Annotated in this window: 7 protein-coding genes and 1 tRNA gene; 1 reads left to right on the top strand and 7 read right to left on the bottom strand. The window is 75.2% G+C overall.

All coding sequences use genetic code 11. The features are described from left to right. Nucleotides 1-139: 139 nt before the first annotated feature. Nucleotides 140-211: transfer RNA gene (locus IF23_RS0125365), tRNA-Cys, on the top strand. Nucleotides 212-398: 187 nt separating this feature from the next. Here the strand turns inward: IF23_RS0125365 and IF23_RS0125370 are convergent. The 7 genes from IF23_RS0125370 to IF23_RS0125400 form a co-directional block, all read right to left on the bottom strand. Next, nucleotides 399-2,744: a xanthine dehydrogenase family protein molybdopterin-binding subunit gene (locus IF23_RS0125370; RefSeq protein WP_030287540.1), complete on the bottom strand. Its 2,346-nt coding sequence runs from the start codon at nucleotides 2,742-2,744 to the stop codon at nucleotides 399-401. Next, nucleotides 2,741-5,416 (bottom strand): 2Fe-2S iron-sulfur cluster-binding protein, encoded by a 2,676-nt coding sequence (locus IF23_RS0125375; protein ID WP_051739888.1) that lies wholly within the window; start codon nucleotides 5,414-5,416, stop codon nucleotides 2,741-2,743. Before IF23_RS0125375 ends, IF23_RS0125370 begins: the two co-directional genes overlap by 4 nt. Continuing rightward, nucleotides 5,413-6,309: an FAD binding domain-containing protein gene (locus tag IF23_RS0125380; RefSeq protein WP_030287543.1), complete on the bottom strand. Its 897-nt coding sequence runs from the start codon at nucleotides 6,307-6,309 to the stop codon at nucleotides 5,413-5,415. The genes IF23_RS0125375 and IF23_RS0125380 overlap by 4 nt, the downstream gene beginning before the upstream one ends. A 280-nt stretch (nucleotides 6,310-6,589) precedes the next feature. Continuing rightward, a complete protein-coding gene (locus tag IF23_RS0125385) occupies nucleotides 6,590-8,272 on the bottom strand; it encodes a beta-N-acetylhexosaminidase (protein ID WP_051739889.1) in 1,683 nt (560 codons plus the stop codon). Between the two features lie 11 nt (nucleotides 8,273-8,283). Next, a complete protein-coding gene (locus IF23_RS0125390) occupies nucleotides 8,284-9,093 on the bottom strand; it encodes a carbohydrate ABC transporter permease (RefSeq protein ID WP_051739894.1) in 810 nt (269 codons plus the stop codon). A gap of 239 nt (nucleotides 9,094-9,332) precedes the next feature. Further along, complete coding sequence (locus IF23_RS0125395; protein WP_030287549.1) at nucleotides 9,333-10,298, bottom strand: carbohydrate ABC transporter permease; 966 nt, start codon at nucleotides 10,296-10,298, stop codon at nucleotides 9,333-9,335. Then, complete coding sequence (locus IF23_RS0125400; protein WP_030287551.1) at nucleotides 10,295-11,593, bottom strand: extracellular solute-binding protein; 1,299 nt, start codon at nucleotides 11,591-11,593, stop codon at nucleotides 10,295-10,297. The genes IF23_RS0125395 and IF23_RS0125400 overlap by 4 nt, the downstream gene beginning before the upstream one ends. Between the last annotated feature and the right edge of the window lie 207 nt (nucleotides 11,594-11,800).

Here is an 11,800-nt window from a genome sequence, read left to right on the forward strand (position 1 = left end):
CTCCCCCGCGCCCCGCACGCCCCTCCCGTGAACCCCGTGTTGCCCCGTGTTGCCCCGTGTTGCGACCTCGTGGCAGGCCGCCCCACCCCCTTCCGGGGCCCACCCACAGCTGCCTACAGTCGCTGCATCACCTCATCCCGGCCGTGTGCCCGAGTGGTTGAGGGACTCGCCTGCAAAGCGAGTTACGCGGGTTCGATTCCCGCCACGGCCTCCGGTCCCGTGCAGGGACTCACAGAGGGCGGTCCCGCTGCGGGTGGACCGCCCTCTGTGGCGTTCGTTCCCCGGGCGGCGCGCCGTCGCGTCGTCATGCTCCGCGCGCCGTCCGGAGCGGATGCCCGGAAAGCCCTGAAGGCGGCCCCGACCTCGGCGGGGACCGCCTTCAGGCGCGTTCCGGGGGCTTACGCCTGCGCCCCCTGCGGGACGCCCTGGGCGCTCTGGGCCACCGCCGCCTGCGGGCGGATCGGGAGGCGGCCGATGGGGCGGCCGGTGGCCGCGCGGACCGCGGAGGCGACCGCGGCGGGGGCGGTCACCACCGGCACCGCGCTGGCCGCCTTCGCGCCGAACGGGGCGACCACGTCACGCTCCTCGACGAGGTTGACGATGCGGATGTCCGGGGCGTCCAGCGCGGTCGGCAGGGCGTAGCCGGTCAGATCCGGGTGGCGGACCTGGCCGCGCGTGGTGCGCAGGTTCTCCATCAGCGCGGCGCCCAGCCCCTGGGTCACCCCCGCCTCGATCCGGGCGCGCAGCTGCCGGGGGTTGAGCACCCGCCCGACGTCCTGCGCCACGGTCATCTCCACCACGCGGACGGTGCCCAGCTCGATGTCGACGTCGGCCACGCAGCGGATCGCGCAGAACGCCATCCCCACGAACGCGTCGCCCTGCCCGGACTCGTCCAGCGGCTCCGTCGGATGCGGACGGCACTGCGCGGTGGCCCACAGCTCCTTGCCGTCCAGCGCCTCGGCGACGGTGGTGGAGAGCACCCCGTCGTACGAGGTGATCTTGCCGTCGGTGATCTGGAGCAGCTCGGTGGACATCCCGAACTTGTGGGCCAGCGGCTGGAGCAGTTGCGTACGGACCATCTTGGCGGCCCGTTCGACGGCGCCGCCGGAGACCCAGGTGTGGCGGCCGTGGCAGGCGCGTCCGGCGGGCGGCTGATCGGTGTCGGCGCCCGCGACGTGCACCTCCTCGATGCCCAGCGTCTCCTGCACGATCTGCCGCGCCAGCGTGGAGAAACCGCTGCCGGTCTCCACCGCGGCACAGATGACGGTGGCGACCGAACCGCTGACCTTGACCGTCGCGGTGGACACCTCGTCGGCGCCCTCCGCGCCCAGCATGTGCACCATGCCCAGCGCGTAGCCGACGCCGCGGCGCACCGCGCCCGGCTCGCCCGCGCCCTCCGGACCGCCCGGCAGCAGCCACTCCGCGGCGGGGGTGTCCTTGGGCAGGTCCGGCAGCGGCGCCTCGGTGACCGAGCGCAGCAGTTCGGCGACGGGTGCGGGGCAGGTCACCGTCTGGCCGGTGGGCAGCAGATCGCCGGTGGCCATGATGTTGCGCCGCCGGATCTCGTCCGGCTCCAGCCCCAGCCGCGCCGCGAGCTTGTCCATCTGGCCCTCGTGGGCGGCGCAGACCTGCATCGCGCCCTCGCCGCGCATATGGCCGGAGGGCGGGTTGTTGGTACGCACCGCCCAGCCCTCGATGACGGCGTGCGGGACGACGTAGGGGCCGCAGGAGAAGGAGACGGCGGCGGCCAGCGCCTCGGCGGAGGTGTCCGCGTAGGCTCCCGCGTCCATCAGGATCTGCGCCTCGACCTTCACCAACTTGCCCTCGGCGTCCGCGTGGTGGCGGTAGCGGAGCAGCGTCGGGTGGCGGTGCGTGTGGCCGAGGAAGGACTCCTCGCGGGTCGCGGCGAGCTTGACCGGGCAGCCGGTACGGAGCGCCAGCAGGCCCAGGGAGAGCTGGATGCCGGGGTCCTCGCGGTCGGCGGTGGCTCCGGGCACGCCGGTCACCACGACCTTGACGCGCTCGGGGTCGAGGCCGAAGGAGGCGGCGGCCAGATCGCGGTCGGCGTGCGGGTCGGTGGAGGCGGTGTAGATCTCCACGCCGCCGTCGGGCCGCGGCACCGCGAGCCCCGCCTCGGCGCCGATGGGCGCGGGGTCCTGACGGCCGATGCGGTACAGCCCCTCGACCATCACCTCGCCGACGGCCTCCGGGTCGCCGAAGCGGAGCGGGATGTGCCGGATGAGGTTGCCGTCCGGGTGCAACGGCTCGGCCTCGAAGGCGAGTTGCGGATCGGTGACCGGGTCGAGCAGCTCGTACTCGACGGCGATGGCGGCGGCGGCCAGCCGGGCGGTGTCCGGGTGGTCGGCGGCGATCGCGGCGATCGGCTCACCGTGGTGGCGCACCTCGTCCTTGGCGAACACCGGACGGTCGGCGACGCCGCGGCCGTGCCCGGCGTCCCCGGGGACGTCCGCGTGGGTCACGACGGCGCGGACGCCGGGGAGTTCGGCGGCCTGCCGGGTGTCGAGGGAGAGGATCCGGGCGCGCGGGTGCGGCGAGCGGAGCACCGCCGCCCACAGCAGCCCGTCGGCCCAGAGGTCGGCGGCGTACGGGAAGGTGCCCTGGGTCTTGGCGGACGCGTCGGCGGAGGGCAGGGAGACGCCCAGGCCGTGCGGCGGCGGTTCGACGGGCGGGGTCGGCACCCCGGCGGCGGGGGTCGCGGTGGCTGCGTCGGTCGTGCCGCTCATGCGGGGCCTCCCGTCCGGTGCGGTGCGTCCGGACCGTGGGGTTCGTCGGGGTCGTGGCCGGTGGGGGCGCCACCGTGCTCGGCCGGGGCGTGCGGGCCCTGGTCGTGCGCCCCGTGCGGGGCGGGCTCCTCGGGGCCCGGCTGGTGCGGGATGTGCGCCGCCTCCTCGGACACCTCCGCCTCCGCGGCGGCCTCGGCGGCCCGGCGGCGGGAGGCGACGACGGTGTCGACGGCGTCGAGCACCCCGCGGTAGCCGGAGCAGCGGCAGAGGTTGCCGCAGAGCGCCTGCCGGGTCTCCAGCTCGCTGGGGGCGTGGTTGCCCTCCAGGAGGTCGTGGACGGTCATCGCCATGCCCGGGATGCAGAAACCGCACTGGACGGCGCCGGATTCGGCGAGGGCGCGCTGTACGTCGGAGGGGCGGCCGTGCTCGGCGAGCCCCTCGACGGTGCGGACCTCGCTGCCCGCGGTGGTGGCGGCGGGCACCAGGCAGGAGGCGACCAGCCGCCCGTCCACCTGGACGGAACAGGCGCCGCACTCCCCCTGGGAGCAGCCGTCCTTGGCCCCGGCGAGCCCGAGCCGCTCGCGCAGCACGTAGAGGAGCGATTCGCCGATCCAGGCGTCGGTGACCGGCCGGTCGGCGCCGTTGACCCGCAGCACGTACGAGGCGTGCGGATGCTCCTCGGCGTACGCGTCGGCCCCGGCGGTGTCCGGACCGGAGTCCGCCAGCACCTGCGGCGCCGCCTCGGGAACGGCCACCTCCGGCGCGTCCGGCGCATGACCGGCCAACTCCGGACCGACGGCCTCCGGGCCCTCGGGCGCGGCGGCGTCGGGCCCCCCGGGGGCGGCCGGGTCCGGGGCGTCGTCCCCGGGTACGGCCTCGGCACCTTCGGCGGGCTCGACCGCCGCTGCCGTGAGGTCGGTTGCCTCGGCGTCCAACGGGGCCGCGGCCTCCGGGTGCGCGCCCTCGGGCGCGGTGGCGGCGGGCTCGCCGGACGGCGGGGCCGCGGGAGCATCGGCTACGGGAGCGTCGGCGGGGGCCACCTCCGGCACCGGGACGCCGTGCGGCGGCGTGCCGTGGAGCGCCGCACCGGGCTCGGCGACGGGCGGTGCGACGGCCGCCTCGGCGACGGGCGGCGCGACGGGCTCGTGGGCGGGCTGTCCCGGGGCGTCGGCCGCGGCAGCCTCCGGCACCGGGGCGCCCGGGGCGTCGGCGGCGGGCGGGCCGTCGGCCGCGGGCTCGGCGCCCGGCTGCGGGGCGGGCGGCTCCCCGGGGACGTACGGGTCGCCCGCGGCGAAGGGCTCCGCGGCGGGGTGGTCACCCGGGGCGGCGGACGGCTCCGGGGCGAGCGGCAACTCCCCTACGGGCGGCGCCGGTTCGGGCACGGCGTCCACGCCGTGGTCACCGGGAACGGGCGCGCCGTGGTCACCGGGCGCGGGGACTCCGTGGTCGCCGGGCGCGGGCACACCGTGCCCGGCCGGGGCGTCCGTACCCGGCTCGGCGGCGAAGGGGGCGGGCTCGGCGGCGGGCGCGTCCACCTCACCGGGGGCGTGCGCCACCTCGGCGTGCGCCGCCTCCGGGTGCGCCGCCTCCGGGTGGGCCGCCTCCGGGTGGGCCGGGTCGTACCCGGGTGTGCCGTACCCGCCGTACGTCCCGTAGGCGCCGTCGCGTACCGCGTCGAGCGGGAACTCGCCGGAGACGTCGGGCTGTTCACCGGCGGCCGGGACGGTCCAGGAACCGGTGTCCGCCGGGGCGTCGGCCGGGTGGGCCGGGGCCTGCGGGGCGGGTGCGGAGCCTTCGGCCGGGGGCCACTGGGCCAGTGCGTCGGCGGGGAGCGACCAGTGGCCGCTGCCGCCGCCGGGCGTCATCGGCGCCGGGGCCTCCGGGGCGCCGGTGGCGTAGGCGTCGCCGGTGCCGTGGGCGGTGTCGTGGGGCACGCCGTGGTCGGTGCCGGGCCGCGGGTACGGCTCCTCGGCGATGCCGCCGAACAGCGGGTCCTGCGGGGCCGGGTGGCCGCCGTAGCCGCCCTGTCCGCCGTAGGTGTCACCGGACGGGGCGTACCCGTACGGGTCGGGCGCGGGGTGGCCGGTGTCCTGGCCGCCGTAGGGGTCGCCCCCGGGGGCGGCGGTGTCGTAGTGGTACCCGGTGGCCGGGTAGCCGCCCGGGGCGTGCGGGGCCCGGCCGTCGTCGACGAGGTACTCGCCGGACTCCTCCAGGACGTCGTCCGGGGCGCCCGGGACCGTCCACTGACCGGCGCCACCGGCCGCTTCCGGGCCGCCCGCGACCGGCCATTCGACGTGCTCACCGCCCCAGGGCGTGCCGTGCGGCGGGGTGCCCGTGGGACCGGCCTGCTGGCCGGTGTGGGCGGGGTATCCGGCCGACGGGTCGGCGTACCCGGCGGAGGGGTCGGCGAACGGCATCGTCCACTGGCCGGTGGCCGTCGGGTCGGTCCCGGCGCCGGGGATCGGCGGGGTGAAGGAGGCCGGGGGGACGTAGCCGTGGCCGGGCGCGGCGAGCGGGTCGGCGCCCGGGGGGTAGTAGTCGCCGCCGAGGGCCGCGGTGGTGAACCCCTCCGGCAGCTGCACGAAGGCCGTGGCCTCCTGCTCGTACTCGCCGCCCTGCGGCAGCGGCTGCCAGCCCTGCTCGGACTGCGGCCTGCGGTTGTCGTCGCTCACGAGAGCGCCCTCCCAAGTGCGCGGCGGGCCAGGGCCGCCACCGTACGGCGCAGATGCAGCGCGGCGGGCGGCAGGGTCTGCGGCTCGGAGCCGTCCTGCGGCGGCGCCGGGTCGGGGATACAGGCGGCCGCGACGTAGTCGCCGAAGGCCGTCAGCGCCTCCGGGACCAGGGCGCGTTCGCCGTCCCAGTCGATGAGGGAGGCCACCCACTGCTCGGCCTCCAGGGGCCGCAGCGGCATCGCGGCGACCGCGCCGACGGCGCACCGCACCCCGCGCCGCGCCGGGTCGAGGACCAGCGCGACGGAGGCGGTGGCACGGCCGGGGCCGGTGCGCCCGGTGGCCTTGAGGAACGTCTGCGGGGCGTGCAGCAGCGGCACCCGGACGTAGCCGACGAGTTCGCCGGGGCGCAGCATCTCGCGACCGGCCAGCAGATGGCTCACCGGGATCTCGCGGCGGCCGCCCCCGGGGCCCGCGATGACCAGGGTGGCTTCCAGGGCGGCGAGCACCGGCAGGGTGTCGCCGGTCGGCGCGGAGCTGACGATGTTGCCGCCGAGCGTCCCGGCGTTGCGGATCTGCGGGGGCCCGGCGGCGCGCGCGGCGGCGGCCAGCCCCGGGATCAGCGCGGCGAAGTCGGGGCGCCCCATGCGGGCGAGGGTGAGTCCGGCGCCGAGGAGGGCGTGGCCGTCCTGGTACTGCCAGCCGCGGATTTCACTGATCCGGGCGAGGCCCACGAGGCCCGCGGGTCTGAGGAGTCCGGCGTTGACCGCCGCCATCAGGTCCGTGCCGCCCGCGACGGGTACGGCGGCGGGCATGGCGGCGAGGGCCGCCACCGCCTCGTCGAGCGAGGCCGGCAACGTCACCGTGTGCGACGCCTGCGGTGCGTGCGTGGTCAAGCCAGCTGCCCCTTCCCCGGTGTCCCGGCAGTTCCGCTCGCCGTACGGTACGTGCTCACGGTCCGGACGTGGCAACTCTGGCACATTCTCGCGGGGGCACGGCGCGAGGGTCCGCGAAGCGGTGTTCCGTCCCGAACGGTGCGCTGGTCCCCTTTCGTCCACCGCGGCGGGCCCGTACGGCGGCGGTGGCGCGGGGTCTTCCGGGTGCGCCGGGCGCCCGCGGCACCCGGGACCGGCCGGTCGTCCGGCCCCGGGACGGGCGCTCCGTTCGTACGGCGGCTCACACGTTCGGGGGCGGCCCGTCGATCGGGCGTCCGAGCACTCCGGGGCGCCGCTGCCAGGGGTGGGGGCCGCCGGGCGGGCGGTAGGCGACGCCGAGGGCGTCGAGGCGCGGGTAGTGGGCGGTCATCCGGCGGGTGAATTCCTGGTAGTCGCGGTCGGCGGGGGCGGGCAGCCGGGACCAGGCGACCTCGGCGAGCGCCACCAGCCGCGGGAAGACCTGGTAGTCGCGGCGCTCCTGACTGTCCATGACCTCGGTCCAGACGTTGGCCTGGGTGCCGAGCACCCGCGCCGCCTCGGTCTCCGTGAGGGCGTCGGGGACGGGTTCGAAGCGGTAGACGTCCTCCAGGGTGCGGACGAAGCCGATCGGCACCGGCTCGTCGGGCCCGGCGTCCTGCCGGTGGTCCAGATAGACCTGCTGTTCGGGGCACATGACGACGTCGTGTCCGGCGCGGGCGGCGGCGACGCCCCCGGCGTAGCCGCGCCAGGACGAGACCGCGGCGCCCTCCGGGAGGCCGCCCTCCAGGATCTCGTCCCAGCCGATGAGGCAGCGTCCGCGGTCGGCGAGCCAGCGGGCGAAATGGCCGAGGAACCAGCTCTGGAGGCCGTCCTCACCGTCGACGCCCAGGTCGGCGATGCGCTTCTGCGCGGTGTCGGACGCCTTCCACTGCTCCTTGGGGCACTCGTCGCCGCCGAGGTGGACGTAGCGCGACGGGAACAGTTCCAGGACCTCCTCCAGCACCTCCTCGTAGAAGCGGACGGCGTTGTCGGTGGGGGCGAGTACGTTCGGGTTGATGCCCCAGGTGTCCCAGACGGAGAGGGAGGTCGTGTCGATGACGTCGGTGTTGCCGAGTTCCGGATACGCGGCGATGGCCGCCTGTGAGTGGCCGGGGATATCGATCTCGGGGACGACGGTGATGTGGTGGCGCGCGGCGTAGGCCACGATCTCGCGCAGATCGTCCTTGGTGTAGTGGCCGCCGTGCGGGATGTCGCTCCACAGCGGTGAGGCGCGGTGGCCGAGTTTGGTGCGGGCGCGCCAGCCGCCGGTGCGGGTGAGTTCGGGGTGCCGGTCGATCGGCACCCGCCAGCCCTGGTCGTCGGTGAGGTGCAGATGCAGGACGTTGAGCTTGTGCGCGGCGAGCAGGTCGATCCAGCGCAGGACGCCGTCCTTGGGGGTGAAGTGCCGGGCGACGTCGAGCATCATGCCGCGCCAGCCGAAGCGCGGCGCGTCCTCGATGCGCAGCGGCGGCAGTGACCGGGCGCGGGTGTCCGGGGCGACGGGCGCGCGCCGGAAGACGTCCGCGGAATCGGTGGCGAGAAGTTGACGCAGCGTCTGGGCGCCCCAGAAGACCCCGGCCGGGCTTCCGCCGTCGAGGGTGAGGAGGGCGCCGTCGACGGTGAGGCGGTAGCCCTCGGGGCCGAGGCGGCGGGCGGTGTCCGGGTCGGTACGCAGCCGGATGCGGGTGCGGCAGCCGTCGTGGTGCGGGGGCAGCGGCAGGGCGGTGGCGGCGCCGAGGGTGGTGCGCAGCCAGTGGGCGGTGTCCTCGGTGCCGGGTCCGGCGTCGATGCCGGTGGCCGCGTCGAGGACGCACGCGTCGCCGTCCGGGAGGGCTTCGGCCCGGAGCGGAAGCGGAATGACGGTGTGGTCGGGGGTGCCGGGGTGTCCGGTGGGGTGGGGTTGCATGCCGTGACCCTTCAGTCCTTCACCGCGCCGCCGAGGCCGGAGACCAGTCGGCGCTGTACGAGTACGAAGAAGACGAGCACGGGGAGGGTCATCACGGTCGATGCGGCCATGATGCCGCCCCAGTCGTTCTCGTCGGGTTTGAAGAAGACCAGCAGCGCCATCGGCAGGGTGGAGTTCTCGGTGGCGCTGATCAGGAACGACTTGGCGAACAGGAAGTCGTTCCAGGTGGAGATGAAGGAGAAGACGCTGGTGGCGACGAGCCCGGGGAGGACGAGCGGGAAGAGGATCCGCCACAGGAAGCGGGCCCGGCTCGCGCCGTCCAGGGAGGCGGCCTCCTCCAGGCTCTCGGGGACGGCCCGGACGAAGCCGCGCAGCATCCAGATGGCGAACGGCAGCGAGAAGGCGAGGTGCGGCAGGATCAGCGAGCCGAGGGTGTTCAGGCCGATGCCGGGCACGGCGGTGCCGACGTCGCGCAGGAGGAAGAAGAGCGGGATGGTCAGCGCCTCGACCGGCACCGTCTGCGCGATCAGAAACATGATCAGCAACGTGGTGCGGAAGCGGAAGCGGAACCGCGTCACGGCGGTGGCGGCGAGGAAGGCGATCAGCGCGGAGGCGACGACCACCGTCCCGGCGACGACGAGGCTGTTGAGGAAGTAGCGGCCGAAGTCCTGCTGTTGGAAGACGCGTCGGAAGGCGTCGAGGGAGGGCGCGAGCGTCCAGGGGCGCGGGGAGTCCGACTGCACCTCGGCGTCGGGTTTGAAGGCGGAGAGGACCATCCAGTAGAGCGGGAAGGCGACGACACCGGCGATGAGCAGCGTCACGCCCTCGGCGGCGAGCCGCCAGGGACGGCGGGGGCCGCGGCGCGGCCGGACGGAGCCGCCGGGGTGGGGAGCGCCGGGGCGGGGAGCACCGCCCTGACCGGCGGAGTTGGCAGTACGGCCCGGTCCGTCCGTACGGCCCGGTCCGTCCGTACGGCCCGGTCCGTCCGTACGCGCCGCCGGGACCCCGGCCGACGGAACGGCCTCCTCCGGCGCGTGGGCCTCCCGGGTGCGGGGTTCGCTCACAGCTCCTCCCCCTGGCGGCGCAGCAGCCGCAGATAGACGAGGGTCACGCCGAGCAGGAGCAGCAGCATGACGACGCCGATCGCCGCGCCGAGGCTGTACTGCGAGGAGGCGAAGGCCCGTTGGTAGGCGTAGACGTTGAGGACGAGGTTCTGCCGGGCGACGCCGCCGCCGTCCGTCATCACATAGATCTGCGTGAACAGCTTGAAGTCCCAGATCACCGACTGGAGCGTGACGACGACGAGGATCGGCCGCAGCATCGGCGCGAGGACGCTGCGCCAGATCCGCCAGGCGGAGGCGCCGTCCAGCGCCGCGGCCTCCACGATCTCGGCGGGGACGGCGCGGATCCCGGCGTAGACGGTGATCATCACGAACGGGAAGGAGCACCAGACGACTTCGAGGAGGACGAGCGCGAAGGCGGTGTAGCGGTCGTAGGTCCAGGAGAAGTCGGCGAAGCCGCTCATCCCGAGGGCGGTCAGCGCCTTGTCGACGGGGCCGAAGTCGGGGTCGAAGAGGAAGAGCCAGACGGTGGAGCCGGTGATGGCGGGCGTCGCCCAGGCGCCGAGCCCGGCGAGCATCAGGGCGAGCCGGGGCAGCGCGCGGACCCGGGTGAGCAGGACGGCGAGGGCGCAGCCGGTGGCGAGGGTGGCGAGGACACAGGCGGCGGCGAAGACCACGGTGGCGAGCAGGACCGACCAGAACTCGCCGTCGCCGAAGAGCGTGGCGTAGTTGCCGAGCCCCTGGAAGGTGGTCGGCTGACCGCCGCTGACCTGCGCCTGGGTGTATTCGAGGAAGGAGATCAGGCCGAGTTGGTAGATCGGGTAGACCAGCAGCGCGCCGAGGACGGCGAGCGCCGGGGCGAGGTAGAGCCAGGGGGTCCAGCCGCCGTGCCGCCGGGCGGGGTCGCGCGGCGCGGCACGGGGGCGGAGGCGGGCGGTGCGGGGCCCGCTGCGGAGGGCGGTCACTTGTGGAAGGCCCCGTCCATGGCGTGGGCCGCCTCGGTGGCCGCCGCGTCGACGCTCTTCCGGCCGCTGACGATCTGCTGGTACATCGTCGGCAGCACCAGCGAGGCGTCGACGGTGGCCCAGCCCGGCGCGGCGGGTACGAACTCCGCCCCGGCGTCGAGGGTGTCGACGAACGGCTTGACGTAGGGCTGCCGCTTCGCGGCGGCGGCGCGGATGTCGGTGAAGGTCGGCAGGAAGCCCATCGCGTCGAAGAGCCCGCGCTGGGTCTCCTTTCCGGCCAGCCGCTTCATCAGGTCGACGGCGAGGGTGCGGTGGGAGGTGCTGCGGAGCACACCGATGTTGTTGCCGCCCGCGAACGCCGGGGCGATCTCGCCCTTCTTCCGGCCGGGCAGCGGGACGACGCCGTACTCCCCCTTGACCTTGCCCGCTTCGACGGCCCGGTGGTTGAAGTCGCCGCCGATGGCCATTCCGGCGCGTCCGGCGGCGAAGGCGGTGACGGTGTCGTTGCCGTTCATCCCGGCGCACTTGGCGGCCGGGCAGTTGTCGTCGCCGAAGAGACCGGTGTACGCGGCGATGCCCTTCCGCGCCGCCGGGGTGGTGACGGCGGCGGTGAAGGCGCCGTCCTTCTCGGTGGCGAGGGCGCCACCGGCCGACCAGAGGAACGGCAGCGCGCCGTAGGTGTACGCGCCGCCGACGGCGAGCCCGTACATCTCCGGATGGGCCGCCCGGATCTTCCGCGCGGCGGCGGCCATCTCGTCCTGGGTGGCCGGGGGCCGGAGGTGGAGCTCCTCGAACAGGTCGGTGCGGTAGTAGAGGGCGCGGACGCCGACGAAGAGCGGGGCGCCGTAGATCTTTCCGGCCACGGTCACCGAGCGCCGGGCGGTGGGGTCGGTGTCCTTCGCCTCGGACCAGGCGCCGAACTCCTTCGTCACATCGGCGAGTCCGCCGTCCGCGACGTATCCGGCGGTGTCGGTGTTGCCGTACTCGATGACGTCGGGGGCGCCGGACGGGTCGTTGAAGGCGGCCTTGACGCGCTGGGCGCGGGTGTCGACGGGGATGTAGTCGACGGTGACCTTCACGCCCTTGTGGGCGGCGGTGAAATCGGCGACGGCCTGCCGGACCACCTTCTCCTTGGGGGCGTTGCCGACCTCCCGGAAGAGCCAGACCCGCAGCGTGCCGGTCCGGGAGTCGCCTCCGGCGGCGCCGTCCGAGGTGGCCGGGGCACATGCCGTGGCGGTGAGGGCGGTCAGGGCGAGCGCCGCTCCGGCGGCGGCCAGACGGGCGGAGAGGTGCATGACGGGACCTCCAAGAGTGTTGCAACATACGCAACGAGCGTTTCGCAGTGCACAACTCAGAGGAGATTAAGGGGCGTTGCCCGGTCGGACAAGGGTTCGCCAGAGGTCTCCACCAGTCGGTACGGACCGGTGACACCCGGGCGGCCGGAGACGCTCCGGGCCCCCGGAGGCGACGGCCGGGCCCCGGGCACGGCGAAGGGCCCGGGT

The sequence above is a fragment of the Streptomyces catenulae genome, assembly GCF_000718015.1.
Taxonomy (GTDB): domain Bacteria; phylum Actinomycetota; class Actinomycetes; order Streptomycetales; family Streptomycetaceae; genus Streptomyces; species Streptomyces catenulae.